Consider the following 16,297-nt stretch of genomic DNA (forward strand, 5'->3'; position numbering starts at 1 on the left):
CAAAACCAACTCCGCCAACGGAACAGTGTAGAGTGATCTGCGGCAACATCTACTTCCGATGGTTCTAAGGTGATGACCTTCTCCACACATGCTGATTCATAACGCTTGTAAGGCACAATACAGTCCGGTAACTCGTGATGAATTTTCCTACAACCCGTACAACGCATCCTTCGAATAACGAATTCGCTCTTTTCGCCTGTTGCATGGACAAGCTTTCGGCTCCGGCTTCCAATCACCGATAAGCGAGTATTGCAGCAGGGACTAGGAACGACTTCTGCACACCTAACAAAAAACGCCGGGGATCTTCTCATCCAGCTCGTAATTTGATACAATGACCATATGTTTTGTGAGGGGATGTCTCTGGTGAGCCTGCTGCGAACAGGCTTACCAGAGACATCCTTTTCCTTTACTGTGATACGGACATTATATTCGTCAACTCCCGGACAGGCAATACCGTCAGCTTTCGGGCATTATGCTTCAGCGGTAACAGTCAGGAAATAATTCTGTATCTGCTCAGCTTCGATACAACTTTTAACTGCTCAATACGAGTTTAATTTGCTGGCATACGACTTTATTTACATTGCACATTTTTGTTCAGAGAAAATAAAGTATTAGACTGGAGTTGTTGATTTGGCGCGGGCTTTCGAGTTTGAACTTCGTCAACTTTTGAGAAATAAGTTTTAGACTGTGCTTGAATCGCTTAAGATCAAAAAATGAAATTAGAAAAATAAAGTATTAGACTCTTATTTTGCTTTCACGGCATCATCAGTTGATGAAATAAAATTATTACAAGGTAGACTTTAAAAATCAACCACGCAAGTATCCAACCTGTGCGTATTCCTTTCCGGTACCATTGTCAATGCCTATACTTAATGTGTGTTTAAATCCCCCGAGTTGGCGATTTTCATCATATATACATAACGGTAAGTCAGCCTTAGGCATCCATATTCGACCTAATTCAACTGCAGCCGACACAGGCATAGCTGGGAACACATGCAACATATTATCATGTCCGTGAACAGCCTTTATTTTATCGAGTAATCGTCTCATTATTTCCCTAAACATAGATAACTGTTGCTTACTCTTCATAAAATCATTATGAGGAGTTTGTATAGTCACAGTCCATACTGAGGTTTCAGACCCCAAAACTTTAAAGATACGGGTATTGTCGATGGTTGCACTCAAAGACAGATTTAATGCTGCAACTTGGTGAATTTCATCTGGTTCATTTATTATGTATTTGAAATCAGCGGGGTCTTCCTGCCATGCCCAGTCCGCAGGTTCACGATGTAACTGATAGACATCAGCAGGACAAATATCAGAAATTAATGTCCCTAACTCGATAAGTAACGGCTGAGGAGCCAATGCAAACACTGAAAGATGACAAATATCTCCTAGAGCAATTCTACGTTTTACTTTATCGGAAAACTGCCTCCTCAATTGTTCTCGTTCTACAACCCAAAATAATTCATCTCCATCATGAATGGAACTATTACCTAAACTGATCTCAATTGCGGGTTTTTCAGCAGGGTATCTTATCGATAACATTGCAGGAGTAGTTCTATCCCAATTTAACGGGAAGCTATGTTGACCAATATTAGAACCGTATAGTAATACATGACTTTGCATGTTATCCAGAATAGATGTTACGAGTTGTATTCTTTGCTCATGTTTTCTTTTCATTTCACGGAGTCTTTCAACAGGATGTCCTTCAACATCCTCTCTATCGATAAGTCTATGGTGTTTATCACACATTAACATGAGATTTGAAATATCTTTTTCCAGTTGTTCGGAAAGAATTGCATCCCCTCGTGGACCATTTGGACTATCTGCGATTATGTGGGCAATATATGCACCATTGAATTCATGTTGAGTAAGAGTATCCAACCACAACGGTTCATTACAACCTTCATATTGACATCGCCCTGCCGCTAAACCCCATAACCGAATTTTAACTTTTTCGGGAATATTGGTTACTGACACTCCTATCCCTTCCTTTTCGAATTACACTAGAGCATTGGTTCAAGTCAAACATAAATTCGTCCTTACTTTGATAATTCATTAAATCAAGAAGCTGGCTCCCATGGCAGTTTCTCTGTCTTTTTTTGCTTCCACATGGACAATCATGATGCCCCCTATATTTCCCTCTTGCTAGAATGTTTAATAAACCCAATACAATTTTGCTATCCGAAACACCGAAAAGTTCTTTATAACTCTCAACAATACCTAATGAACCATGGGAAAGCTCACCGTATGGCAATTTTCCATACTTTTCATAGAATGAAAAAGAATAAAGGAAAGGAATGATTAGTTTCTGAACATAGTTCAGCAAACTACCTTTGAATTTCATACGCACTTCTAATGGTGAACCCAAACATAATGTTCCATCGGGATTGGTATGAAATGTTCTTGGAATCCTTCCGTCACACTCTGTCGTTGTTGGCGGTTTATTAGGGTAGTCAGTTGGAATGTGGATTTTTATATTATAGCAATCAACAATTGGACAAGTTCCATAAAGTGTAGCAGAAAATGGGAGTGACCCTTTTATGCAAATACTCCCATCTTCTTCTATAAGCTGTAAGCCTTTATGAACCTTGAATAATTCAAGTGATTGAACTTCAATATTATCGCTAAGATTGTACTCCATAAAATTAATAACTCCATGGTTTACTCGGATTATCAATATCTATATGAGGTATTCCAGCATTTGCTGCGGCAATTTCCGACATTGATAACCAAACACCTTGCGTTGCTTTAGAAACAATCCTTTCACCGAATCTTTGTTCAAGCGTTTTTGTAATCTTACCAACATCAGAAAGTTGAAGAATGTCAACTAAGTCTTCCTTAACCCAGGTAATCCATTGAAAAAACGCTTTAGCTTTCCGATTACCTTTTTCGTGCCAACGATCAGCAAAATTTTCTGCTGGATTAACAGGGTTAGGAATTATCCAATACCCATCCTTGTTTCTATTTATTAGTTGAAGCATTGATATATCTCCGCTGAACTTAATTCCTGGATTAAGAAGTTGTTCTAACGTAGATAGCTTTTCAACGATATTTTTAATGGTTGAATATAAATCCATTTCATGTTGGTATGCTCTTGCAGATAAAGTAGTAATTATCATAGAAATAGGCTTATCCGCTTCCCATTCGTGACCAGCAAATCGAACATCACGATGACGTTTTAAAATCTGAATGGCCCTCTGTAAAGGTGTCTTGACTAGTTGGTCTGGAACCTCATCTATTTGATTGAATATTGCTTTGTTGTTCTCGAAAATATATTGTTTTTGTACTATTTTCATCTTTTCAAATACTGGCCTCTTGATTGTTTCGAACCATTCAGCGTACCCGTTTGGGTTACTAGATGACCATGAATAAACATTTTCTCTTTCTCTATTCGTAATCGATATCGACTTTTTGGCTATATCTCCCGGAATGCCATGCCCAATTAAATCAGCAATCAGGTCAACAGATTCGGGAACGGAAGGCAATATATCAAGATGAAATCCTATACCGTCTTGTTCTGCATAATTTAATGTCCAGCAACGCTTCTTTTCTTTATCAAGCATCTTTTGATACATAGCGTTTTCCTTTATTCTCTCGCCGATAGACTTTTTTAATGATGCAGGGGTTGTACTAGACTTTTTCAGTGGTATTTCACACACTAAGTCAATATCGTAATCTGACTCCGCTCCTTCTTTTAGTGGTCTAACTACAGTACCAAGTCTAAAAGAGCCTTGAGTATAAATGTGAAGTTCACCCTGAACACCATCATACTCTCCGTCCGCAATCCAATTACCCACCGAAGTATATCGCTGAACGGCTTGTTGATATTTGCTGGGTGATATATCAAGTTCCACTGCTAAATTTTCTAAAACTTTATTATAATTTTGTCTAAGTTCAACTGTCACAATATTCATCTCCTTTAATGTAGTCATTACCCAAAAAACAGGAACACACATTCTCATTCCAAATATATCAAATAATAATTCTCCTAACAACAAAGATATTCATGAATATTAAAAGGCATAGCCCCATTGACTCACGTTGCTACGCCTTGTTGTAAGTTAATATTTAAACTCTTCCGTCTCCGCTTGCGCCATCAATTCAGCTTGCTGGAGCACCAGATCAATGGCCATCTTTTCCAGATCCGGCGGGTAACCGTATTTCTTCAACAGCCGCTTGACGGTAATTCGCATCTGAGCACGTACATTCTCACGAAGCGTCCAGTCGACCTTGATGTTGCTCTTGATCGCTTGGGTCAGCTCATGTGCGATCTGCTTCAGCATGAGATCGCCCATCAGTTCCTTGGCCGAATCATTCGAAGCGAGCGCATCATAGAAAGCCAGCTCTTCCTTGATCAGACCGAGATCTTCGCCGCGCTTGACGGCTGCGTTCATTTCTTTGGCCATCTGGATCAGTTCTTCGATAACCTGCGTCGTCTCGATGGTGCGGTTGTTGTATTTCCGAATGGCTTCCTCCAGCATCTCGGAAAATTTCTTCGATTGCACAATACTGGTTCGGGAAACGGCCTTCACTTTCCCCTGAAGCAGCCTGCGGAGAAGTTCCACAGCCAGATTTTTCTGCTTCAACCCGCGCACATGTTCGAGAAACTCATCCGAAAGTATCGCAATGTTCGGTTTCTGCAGGCCTACAGCTTCCAGAATATCGACAACTTCATCGGATACGACAGATTTCGAGATGAGCTGATTCAACTCGGCATCGAGTTCTTTCGTCGTTTTTCTCTTGTTTTCGTCTGTTATCAGCTTAATTATACCAGATTTAACCGCTTTGAAGAAACTGATTTCGACATTGACTTCCTCCGCAGCGGGAGTTGTCGCGCAGAGCGAGAAGGCTCTTGCCAATTCCGTCGTCCAATTCAGGAAGTTCCGCTTGCTTTCTTCACCTAATCCAAGTACGTAATCGACCGTCTCAACAATGGCCTTCATCCGTTCAGCTGCTTTCTCCGAAGCGAATTTACTGTAGTCATACCCATGAAGCAATTCGCGGATGAGCTGCAGCCTTTCCAGCATAAAGTCAACGGCTTGGTCTGTATCGATACCAGCAGTTTTTCGGTCATTTTCCGTATATTGTTGAAGCGCCGATTTCAGCAAGTCCGCAATTCCGATATAATCGACGATCAGACCGCCCGGCTTGTCGCGGAATACCCGATTCACACGGGCGATCGCCTGCATCAGATTATGGCCTTTCATCGGCTTGTCGATGTACATCGTATTCATGCTCGGCACGTCAAAACCGGTCAACCACATATCACGGACAATGACGATCTGAAGCGGATCGTTCACATCCTTCATCCGCTTCGCGAGATGTTCGCGTCGCCGCTTGTTGCCGATAAACGGTTGCCACTCCTCCGGATCGCTGGAACTTCCGGTCATGACGATCTTGATTTTGCCTTCGTTATCATCATCGCTGTGCCAATCCGGCCGGAGCGCCACAATCGCTTTGTACATATCGATGGCAATCCGCCGCGACATCACAACAATCATTGCTTTGCCGAAACCGGCTTTCTGCCGCTGCTCGAAATGTTCGACGACATCCTGCGCGACTTTCCTGACCCGTTTCTCTGCACCGGCCAACGCTTCAAGCCTGGCCCAACGCGACTTCAGACGCTCCCGCTGCGTGTACTCCTGGTACTCCGTAATATCCTCATACTCGCTGTCAATGACCGGGCGCTCCGCCTCCGACAAATCCAGGCGGGCAATGCGGCTTTCATAATAAATTCTGACCGTGGTTCCGTCTTCTACGGCTCGGGTCATATCGTAAATATCGATGTAGTCACCGAAAACGGCAGGCGTATTTTTGTCTGTCAGTTCGACCGGCGTTCCGGTAAAGCCAATATAAGAAGCGTTCGGCAACGCATCGCGCATATACTTGGCATAGCCATACTTAATGGCCGCTTCGTCGTCCCCGGCGACCATATCCGCCTGAAACCCGTACTGGCTGCGATGCGCCTCGTCCGCAATCACAATCACATTGCGGCGTTCCGTAAGTACAGGATACTTGTCTTCATGTTCATCGGGGGTGAACTTGTGAACCGTTGTGAAAATGATCCCGCCCGACTCCACTGACAAAAGCTCACGCAAATGAGTCCGATTTTCCGCTTGCTGAGGCGTCTGCCTGAGCAAGTCTTTCGACTTGCTGAACGTGCTGAACAACTGATCGTCCAGATCGTTCCGGTCCGTCACCACGACGATCGTCGGGTTGTTCAGCGTCAGCACAAGTTTTCCCGCGTAGAAAACCATGGACAAGCTTTTGCCGGAGCCTTGCGTATGCCAGATAACGCCGATTTTGCGGTCACCTTCGTCCAGCGTCGCACGTTCCGTACTTGCAATTGCCTTGTTGGTGGCATGGTATTGGTGATAACCCGCCAATATTTTGAACAGATGCTCCCCATCGGTCTGAAACAGCACGAAATGCCTGATAATATCGAGCAATCGGCTTTTCCCGAACATTCCTTTCACAAGCACTTCAAGCTGGGGCAGGGAGGAGGGCGCCACGTCATCGCCGTCGATCGTGCGCCACATCATAAACCGGTCTTCATTGGCGGTCAGCGTGCCGACCCGCGCATTCACGCCGTCGCTGATGACCAGAAACGAGTTGTAGGTGAACAGGGACGGTATCGCGCCTTTGTACGTCTGCACCTGATGATAGGCATCGCTGATCCCGACTTCTTCGTTGGAGGCGCTTTTCAATTCAAATACGGCGATCGGCAATCCATTTACGAACACGACGATATCCGGGCGCTTCTCTCCCTGATTTTCAACGACGGTAAACTGGTTGACGACCAGAAAGTCGTTGTTGTCGATCCGGTCCGGGTCGGTGTCGAACAGCCATACTTTCTCTGTCGGATATTCGCCATTGGCGGCTTGATACTGCACGTCGATCCCATCGGTAATCATCTTCTGGAACGCCTTGTTATTGATCAGCAGGCTGGGACTGCGCGGCACTTCAATGACCCGGATCGCTTCCTCAATCGCTTCCCGCGGCACATGCTTGTTGATGCGAATAAGCGCCTCGCGCAGCCGATCTTTCAGGATGACGTCATGGTAAAATTGCCGTTCGGGGTACTCCCCTTCGGGAGAAATATCCGGGCCGTATGCTTTCTCGTAGTTCAGTTCCTCGAACCATTCCAGCGCGGCCTGCTCCAGGTCGCTTTCAGTGTAGGATGTGGAATAGTAGGCCATCGCTCACACCTCCTTTGGATTAGGGTTGATAAGTTGCGCTGCTCTCCGCAACCATCGGCAGATCAGGAGCGCTATGATCCTGCTCAACAGGGACACGGATCTCACCGGATATCAGTTTGGGGAGAAGGGTGTCGCGGATTTGAGCCAATTGATCTGATTCTCTTCCTAAGTGCTGAATTGTCGAGTAGACTGCTTGATATTGTGCTGAATATTGTTGCAATACAGACTTTATTGGAATTACGATTTTGTGAACGCTAAGGAGACTTCCTATGTCTAAATTTTTTATTCCTGTCGTCCCGTTCTCGTATTGAAAAAATACATCCTCGTTATATAAATAGCTCAAATAGCAGTACAAAAACTCACTATATCCAATTATAGGTTTGATAACCCTACAAAAATTGGTACAAATCAAAGGAGTATTGAATTTGTTTAATACTTCTTCAATAATAAGTACACTTCTACCTGTTGACTGAGTTGGGCTGCCCCCTGATATTTCTATGATGATATCTCCATGAGATAAAGACTTAGCAGTTGCATTTTTTGGTAAGATAAACCGTTTAGGTACCTTTCCCAGTAAGCCTTTCGTAATCTCGGGAATATCTGCCCCACGTATACATGAAACCTCCTTCGTATAATTACCCTGCGGAGCTTCTTTTCCCCAGTCTCCTCCAACTGTATCCGAAATTAAATCTTGGAAGGTTCCAACGCTCCAACCCCTCGGAATCAACCCCAACTCACTTTCCTCAAACTCGCCGCCGCTGGACTTATACGGTTCACCGTTTTCATTCGGAAACTCGAAGTCCACAAACCACCGTTTGAAAATTGCTTGGGCCATTTCTTCAAGGTTTTTGTTGATGGCGTTGTTGAGTTCGATTTTATAATCCAATGCGGTTAAAATATCCGAAATTTTTATTTGTTCAGAAGTTGAAGGAATTTTCATAACAATGTCTTTTATCAATGATTGCGTTAATAGCGGTTGAGAACTACCAATCCGCATATTATACAAGTTCATACTTTTCAATTTATAATAAAGATATCTGCCTGTCCCTTTAATACATGGTTTGGCAGCTATCGCATTATCTGATATCCAGCAAGGTTGGTTTTCATAATGAACATTTCCACAATAAGCACCAACTCGTCCTATTATCACTGTTTCTCCTTCTGAATTGTAGCTATTAGTGTAATCCATGATCCCATTTCCGCCGTAAACCGGGATCTTTCCACTTTCAGAAGGCCTTTTTTTACCATTTGCAAATTCTGCGATATCGGATAACCTAACTTCCTTCCACTCAAAACTCAAACCCGATCCCCCCAAGCCGCTTGCGAATCTCGTCCTCCAATTGCCGGGACTTGGCGAACTGCTCCGCCAGCTCCGATGTCAGCCGTGCCATTTTATCCTCGAAAGGTTCGCTGTCTTCTTCCACATCTTCAATCCCGACATAACGACCAGGCGTCAGGATGTATTCATGCTCCTGCACCTCTGCAAGCTTCGCCGCTTTGCAGAAGCCCTTCATATCTTCATATGCACCCGCTTCTGGCTGTCCACGCCATGCATGGTATGTATCGGTGATCTTCCGGATGTCCTCTGCGCTCAACTCGCGATGTGTCCGATCGACCATATGACCCATTTTGCGTGCATCGATAAACAGGATTTCGCCGCGGCGGTCCCGAAGGCCCTTTGGCGCTTTATTTTTGGCAATAAACCAAAGACAAACCGGAATTTGCGTAGAATAGAACAATTGACCCGGCAAGGTGACGATACAATCGACCAGATCGGCATTAACCAGCTTGCTGCGAATTTCAAACTCCGCCGTCGTACTTGTCGACATGGAGCCGTTCGCCAGTACGAAGCCGGCAACGCCGCTGGGCGCAAGCTTGTTCACGATATGCTGAATCCACGCATAGTTGGCATTCCCTGCGGGAGGCACCCCATACGTCCAGCGTGTATCCTCCGTCAGCCGCTCGCCGCCCCAATCGCTGATATTGAACGGCGGATTGGCCAGGATGTAATCGGCCTTCAGATTTTTATGTAAATCATTGTGAAACGTGTCCGCGTGATGCTCCCCAAGGTTGCCGTCGATGCCGCGAATGGCGAGGTTCATTTTGCACAACTTCCACGTCGTCGGATTCGACTCCTGCCCGTACACCGCGATATCGCCAATGCGCCCCTGATGCTCCTCTACAAACTTCTCGCTCTGAACGAACATGCCGCCGGACCCGCAGCAGGGGTCGTATACGCGGCCCTTGAACGGCTGTATCATCTCGACGAGCAGGCGAACAACGCTGTTCGGGGTATAGAATTCCCCGCCGTTCTTGCCTTCCGCGCTTGCGAATTTGCTAAGGAAATACTCATATACCCGCCCCAGTACATCCTTCGAACGGCTTTCTTCATCGCCGACTTTGAACGAGAACAAATCGATCACTTCGCCAAGACGAGTTTTATCCAGCGCCGGCCTAGCGTAATCTTTCGGCAGCACGCCTTTCAGCGATGGATTTTCCTTCTCGATGGCAATCATCGCATTATCAATGATCTGCCCGATTTCCGGCTTCTTCGCGTTATCCTTGATATGGCTCCAGCGCGCTTCTTTCGGTACCCAGAATATATTTTCTGCCACGTATTCGTCCCGGTCCTCCGGATCGGCATACGGTTCATTTTTCAATGCTTCATATTTTTCTTCAAATGCATCCGACACATATTTCAGAAATAGAAGACCGAGAGCTACATGCTTATACTCCGCTGCATCCATACTGCCGCGCAGTTTATCGGCCATGCTCCATAATTTTTCCTCGAATCCAATGTTCGCTGTTGCCATGATCCTGAATTCCTCCTCAGTAGAGTTGCTCGTATAACTGGCTCTTCACTTGTTCCCAGCGGTTCGCCGCTTCTCGAATGACTTCTTTATAACGTTCCTTCTCACGAATATATTGCTCTATTAATTCTAACTGTGTGTCTTCAGGTATCAGCGGCAATTCCAATTCCGCCACATCCGCCGGGTTCAGATTCATTACAGTCGTTCCCCGCTGGAAGCTTTGAATAAGGGCTGTTCCGACAGGGCTTTCCAGAAACATTTTGGCAAAATGACTCTTGATGGCCGACTTGAATCGGATCACGATCATATTCGAGGAAGCGATGACCATCCCTTGAGCCCCCGGATATACAGCCAGCTTGTTCACGGTGCCGCGGCACGTCATGACCAGGTCACCCGGGAGAATCTCGTAACGTTTCACTTTCCTCTCTTCCTCGTCAATCGTTTCAAGCTGATCCAATAACACTTCGCCGTCATCCAGATTGGATATATTCAGCACCTTAATGTTCCCGGGCTTTAGATCCTGTTTAAGAATCGATTTTCCCCGAAAAATATCTGCCACATCGCGCAGCTTCACTTTCGGGGTTGCCGCCTGTTGGAAGGAACGAAGTGTATCCTGATCTTCATCCAACAGTAGTTCAATTCGCCAATGATCTAGTTGGCGGAACCGGTCGGGATGGATGGAAATCTCCCGTTCCGCCACAAGCTTTGACTTCTCCATATGGAGCCGCCCGAGGATCACCTCTTCCGCATGCGCTCTGCCGAAATCAACCTGATAAGTCTTGATGGAAGTGTAGGGACGGAATAATCCGTCCGGAAGCGAATAGATCGTTTGCACCGGCGCCTGTTCATTCATTTGCTTCCGCCAGCTTGCGATCGCGCCGGATTGAAACAGCATCCGTGCAGGAAAGGTCACGCTCAATCTCCCACCGTCTTGCAAGAGTGGAAGAAGGTAGCTTGCCGCTGCGCCTTCGGATTCCCGAACCGCGACCTCGTCATCATTCATTTTCATACCGAAATTCGGCATCGCCAGGATCGCGTCGAATTGATTTTCCATAGGCAGCGGCTGATAAATAGATCCTTGAACAATGCGGATATTGGAACAGGGCTCGAAATACGTTTTGAACAATCTGCCGATGATGTAGTTTTCCGTTAACAATGTGATTGTCCATGGGCGATAGTAACATTTCGTCTCGACGAGTCCTTTGATATACTTTTCAGCTTCTGCAAGCAGAATGTTCTTGCAACCACGTCGCTCACACTGATCGATAAACCGCTCGACGATTCCAGGATGGACGACAATGCCCCCTGTAACTCGATCTTGTTGGATCGTTAGCATAGCGTACTCCAACAAGTCCATATCCTTGCCGGTATGGTATAATTTATAAAATAAATCCCTATCGCCGGGGAAATGGCCTAATTCTTTGTCTAAGGCGCGTTCCTTCATCCACTGAAACAGCTTTTCAGGCTCTGAAGATATTGCAATATCACTGTGTTGTTCCAATATCTGTTTCGTCCGCACCACTCGTATTGCTTCACGAAGCAATTGATCCCGTGAGGAGATATCGTGGAGTAAACAGATATTCCAGAACGTTTCAATCAATTCATCACCTTCTTTCAAAAATATATTTCAAAGATAATTAAGTTGATTGAACCTCAGCCAGGACTTCGCCAGGTATTTTACCAAGAAAATAGTTCTCAATATGCTCCCAGAACGTTTCATTGTCTACCTGATTCTTAAAAAGATAGGTTAACATGGCGACAGAAATTTTATGTCTTAAATGAACATTTTCTAGTATATAGTTCTTATAATTCATAGGATCCTGTAAACTTCGTTCGATCTGTAACCGAGAGTTTATACGCATGAAGATTTCTGGATTGTCCCCACCATTCACACGATATAGAAGTAAACCAAATGCCTCAAGAATACCCAGCAAAATGAACGTTTTTTCAATTTTTTCGCGGTTTACCTTAGGCAGAAACATCTCAAAATGTTGATCACTCTCACCCATACGGTTTGACTGATTCAAAAGGTGCCTTGAATCAATTCGTATCCAGTCAATAAATCCGGCATATCCGCTATTTTGGATAGAATACCTATCTTTCAATTCATTATAGGTAATGAAACGATTATAAAAGTTTGAATGCTTCCGCATAATCCGGTCGTAGTTATCAGCACTGTACACTAGGATTGAGGCTAAATTTTCACAATAATATTTATCGCCACCAAGTACCTTCCTTAAATCTGTGGCAACATTATCAATAGTGAAGTACTTTCGTTCTTTTGCATATTCACCTAGAATGCCTGCAACTTTATCTAGACTCCTTTGAAGTTCTGCAAAGAATTCATTCAACTTCAATGCCTTTAAAGATACTTCAATCTGTAATACCGGCAGTAAATAATGAAGAAAATCTAATTTTAATCCGTCGTCTTTAGAATGAAACTTATACTTAAACTGAGGGAATGAGAGATTTCGAAACCTTCCTTCCCAGAGTCCCTTCATATCACAAGAAAAGACATCCCCAAATGAATCCTTATTACCCTTAGCAATCTTTTTGAAATATGAACCATATTGCTCCAACACGGTAGATTCATACTCTTTTTGGACCATGAAATATTCTCTTGAAAAAATGCTTCTAGGTCGAGCAATAATCGGGGAATATCCCATTTTGGCTTTAAAGTCCTTCTCAATGATCAACAGGGCAGTCTTAAGTTTATTATCAACTTCATCGTTCGAATCGGAATTAGAACCTTGTTGAAATATATAACGGAATTCCTCGGCGTTCACCAACAAATGGCGGATATTGGTTCGATTCTTATCTCTTTCAAGCAATTGAAGAACTTTACTCATTACTTGAATTAATTGTTGTTTACGGATTGTCGAAATTCCGTGAAGTCGGTTCACATGCACAAAATCTTTTGGTAGAAAATCGAAATATGCGTATCCTTGGTCTAGCGCCCGAGCTGCCCGCCCAATCTCCTGAACGTAGTCGCAGACATTTCCCGTTGGGGCAAAGTGGTATACATTTGCAATATCCGGTATATCTATACCCATGCCGAAAGCTTTTGTGGCAAGCATAATTAAAGCTTCATTATTCTTAAACCGAAGGTAATTTGAATGCTTACGTTCCTTTTCCAAAGGTCCGTAGTACGAGGTAAGATGTTCCCGTAAACGTTCGCTGCCATAAATTTTGGCAAATTCAATGTATTGATTTATTAATCCGATCGTCGGGAAGTAGACTAAGGTCTTTTTCTCCTTTGATAAGAACTGTTCCAGCCTGTAAGTAAGAATTTTAAATTTTTCTTCCAGATACTCACTGAAACGTTCTTTAGTTTGTTCCTTTTGCTTAATTCGAACTTCAAGGTCATCACGTTTGACATATCCAAAATAACTGATCGGATTGATCAGGTTAAGGCTGTCCCGAGTCTCGGCATACATATCTTCCATTCCACCGTAGATGGCAGTAGCGGTAAATGTCGCAATCGGAAATTGCATATCTTTACGTAATCGTTGTAAATAATTACCCAGATACCAATAATCAGAGCGGAATGCTTTTCCCCACGTTGTAACAATGTGGGCTTCATCAATTACAAACAAACCTACAGTACGGTCACCAATTAATTGTGCGATATCAGAACGGCTCAACAAGGTTTCTGGTGAAATATACAGAATGGATATTTCGCCAGACTTAATCTTCTCCATAATGTCTATTTTCTGTACTGGTGTAATCTCCGAATTAATTGTGGCGGAGATATCTACATTTCGATTAAGCAATCCTTGTACTTGGTCTGTCATCAATCCGATCAGCGGCGAGATTACGATAGTCATCAAATTATATTTCTCAGCCAAATAGATAGCTGGAACTTGGAACATTACCGATTTTCCAGCACCGGTCGGGGAAGTAACGAAAATATCTTTATAAATTTGCCCTTTATTCGCAGCTATCGCTTGCTTCACGATATCATCAATGATTTGGCTTTGAGGAATCTTGACTGTTACTTTCTTAAATTCCGGATCATGAATATCTTTGTACATTTTTAAATTTCTGAAGCTGTTATAACCCCAGTACTTTTGCAAAATACCTATATATTCTGCTTCGTTTAGATTTGAAGTTGACTCCGTTGTTTTTGTTACAAGGACAAAATGAATGTGGCTGAATAAGTTCTGTAGAACGAGCAACCGCTCACAATAGCGGTGGGGAAATGCATTGATATCGCCAGTGTACGAAACGAGTAATTCATCTTTTGTTACGTCTGCTGCTAACAGTTTTTTTGTAAGCTTAAGGAACTCATCATCTTCTTCAGATAATTCTAGGGTCGCATTCTCGCCTTCTGCTAACTTGCGTTCCTTCAACTCGAAAGTAGGGATCGGATAGAAATCATCTCCGTATTCGTCATCCGCATAAACGACATACCATTCCGAATCGATACACTTCAAATCTCCATAATATTTTTGAAATACATCAAAAATAGGATCTTGGTCAGGATCTGTTCTCTCAACATCTTCATTGAAGTATGTGTCCAATAAACGGCGATTCTCCGGAATATTGTACAAACAAGGATAGGTTTTACAATAAATGTTGTTCTTTAGTATGATGATGGTGAAATAAAGGGAAAGGACATCATGCCCCAAAACAAGATACTCCTCATAAGTACACCACGTAGCCTTTCCTTGTATAGAGCCTAGTTTTTGAAAAACTTCAGGAAGTAGAGCAGCCTTTGAATTATCGAGTTCCGTTATATCAACTGTTGTTGAGAGTGACAATAATTTTTCAAGTTCAATACCTTGAAAAAAAAGGCTTTCAAAACCTTTAAAAACAAGAAGAGCAGGCTTATTGTTGGAGGTGTTTACTTGCCTTATATGTGCTTTAACTAGTTCATTTTTATTATAGCTCATTCAAATCAACCTCCTATCATTTGTTCTGGCCATATAAAATCCTCACGAACAGTCTTTTTGGCCATCCTTGCTCTAAGTTTATTTATTGCCTTGGCCTCAATTTGCCTGATTCGCTCTCTGGTTAAACCAAATTTCTGTCCAAGTTGTTCTAGGGTTTTGGGATTACCATCAACGAACCCAAATCGTTCAAAAATGATTTCTTGTTCCCGCGGTTTCAAATGTTCAGAAATTGTCTGATGTATCCTCGTTCGGACATCGTTTTGTTCAGTTATTAAAGATGGATTATAAAACAATTGATCGTAGTCAACCAATAAATGATGGCTTTCTAAGCTTATAAAATCACCTAGTTCAGTATCTTGGTCTTCATCCGATACATATTGGTCTATAGATGTGATTCCTAAATACTGATGTTCTACTAACTTGGCCTTCTCGTACGTTCCAAGAGATATATTCAGTTGATTACATATCTCAGTGATGTTTGGTCTCTGCCCATTCAACTGGAATGCAAGTTCGACTCGTTTTATTTTTAGAACGTTTTCAAACATGTGAACAGGAATACGTATTGTTGTCCCCGTATCGGCAATAGCTCTTAAGATTTGTTGCCGAATCCACCACACCGCATAAGTTGAGAATTGAACATCTCTATTAATGTCGAATTTCCTAATGGCTTTTATAAGTCCAATTGTCCCCTCCGAAACCAAATCATCAAAACTTAATTGATGATTTACGTAATTTAGATATCTGGATGCTATCTTATGTACTAATTTCATGTTTTCAGTAACTAATGTCTTGAAAGCTTCGGCTTCTTCATCAACATGATATTCCTTTAGCAGACGGGTATTCTGCGAATGTGATCCCGGATTTTGGTGGGAAGGATGAGCATTTAGTTTTGGAGACCAATCCATGTTGAGTATGTCATCAAGGTCGATATCATCAGAGTCATCATTTTGGGAAAGTTCTAAATCAACGGATTTATACCCCAATACTTCAAGAAAGGATTTCACATAATCGTCATCAAGACGATTTCCGAATGCTTCCTGCAGATAATTCTTCGCTTGATCTAATTTAATTGACTTTTTATCCGGAAACATTAATTCAAAATTACGTAACTTTTCATTTATTTCAAAACTACTCAACAGGACTGACCTCCTTTCTTTACTCTTCGCAGACACAACTTCCACCTAAATACTACCACATGTAAATTAAGTATTTCAATACTAAAATACGAGTCAAGGTTTTTCGACTCGCTAACTCGATAATTTCCCGTTTATCCGATACGCCCAATCCCTAACTGAGTCACTCTGATAATATTTAACATGAAATCGGAATGTGGATAACTCAAATCTGTGGATAACCCGTCTTTGTCCCCAGAATCCCCGTTCAATGC

General features: G+C 43.0%; 10 protein-coding genes. All 10 read right to left on the reverse strand.

From position 1 onward, the window contains the following. Nucleotides 1-311 (reverse strand): DUF6431 domain-containing protein (locus tag FS806_RS26395; RefSeq protein ID WP_222126756.1); only part of this gene is annotated, 311 nt, incomplete at its 3' end. A 496-nt stretch (nucleotides 312-807) separates the two neighbouring features. After that, complete coding sequence (locus FS806_RS23330; RefSeq protein ID WP_144941479.1) at nucleotides 808-1,983, reverse strand: SAVED domain-containing protein; 1,176 nt, start codon at nucleotides 1,981-1,983, stop codon at nucleotides 808-810. Further along, the gene (locus FS806_RS23335; RefSeq protein ID WP_144941481.1) at nucleotides 1,952-2,647 is read right to left on the reverse strand and encodes a ubiquitin-conjugating enzyme family protein; all 696 of its coding nucleotides are present in this window, start codon (nucleotides 2,645-2,647) and stop codon (nucleotides 1,952-1,954) included. Before FS806_RS23335 ends, FS806_RS23330 begins: the two co-directional genes overlap by 32 nt. Nucleotides 2,648-2,651: 4 nt before the next feature. Continuing rightward, nucleotides 2,652-3,911: a nucleotidyltransferase domain-containing protein gene (locus FS806_RS23340; RefSeq protein ID WP_186328513.1), complete on the reverse strand. Its 1,260-nt coding sequence runs from the start codon at nucleotides 3,909-3,911 to the stop codon at nucleotides 2,652-2,654. A gap of 156 nt (nucleotides 3,912-4,067) precedes the next feature. Then, nucleotides 4,068-7,205, reverse strand: a complete 3,138-nt coding sequence (locus tag FS806_RS23345) for a type I restriction endonuclease subunit R (RefSeq protein WP_144941484.1) — start codon at nucleotides 7,203-7,205, stop codon at nucleotides 4,068-4,070. Between the two features lie 19 nt (nucleotides 7,206-7,224). After that, nucleotides 7,225-8,505, reverse strand: coding sequence for a restriction endonuclease subunit S (locus FS806_RS23350; protein ID WP_186328514.1), 1,281 nt, complete (start codon nucleotides 8,503-8,505; stop codon nucleotides 7,225-7,227). Continuing rightward, the gene (locus FS806_RS23355) at nucleotides 8,495-10,018 is read right to left on the reverse strand and encodes a class I SAM-dependent DNA methyltransferase (protein WP_144941488.1); all 1,524 of its coding nucleotides are present in this window, start codon (nucleotides 10,016-10,018) and stop codon (nucleotides 8,495-8,497) included. The genes FS806_RS23350 and FS806_RS23355 overlap by 11 nt, the downstream gene beginning before the upstream one ends. A 16-nt stretch (nucleotides 10,019-10,034) precedes the next feature. Next, the gene (locus FS806_RS23360; RefSeq protein WP_260982233.1) at nucleotides 10,035-11,633 is read right to left on the reverse strand and encodes a restriction endonuclease subunit S; all 1,599 of its coding nucleotides are present in this window, start codon (nucleotides 11,631-11,633) and stop codon (nucleotides 10,035-10,037) included. A gap of 19 nt (nucleotides 11,634-11,652) precedes the next feature. Then, nucleotides 11,653-14,910, reverse strand: a complete 3,258-nt coding sequence (locus FS806_RS23365; RefSeq protein WP_144941491.1) for a DEAD/DEAH box helicase — start codon at nucleotides 14,908-14,910, stop codon at nucleotides 11,653-11,655. A gap of 5 nt (nucleotides 14,911-14,915) precedes the next feature. Beyond that, nucleotides 14,916-16,046, reverse strand: coding sequence for a sigma-70 family RNA polymerase sigma factor (locus FS806_RS23370; protein WP_144941493.1), 1,131 nt, complete (start codon nucleotides 16,044-16,046; stop codon nucleotides 14,916-14,918). Nucleotides 16,047-16,297: the final 251 nt, after the last annotated feature.

The sequence above is a fragment of the Paenibacillus sp. 32O-W genome (genome assembly GCF_007679495.1).
GTDB classification, from domain to species: Bacteria; Bacillota; Bacilli; order Paenibacillales; family NBRC-103111; genus Paenibacillus_L; species Paenibacillus_L residui.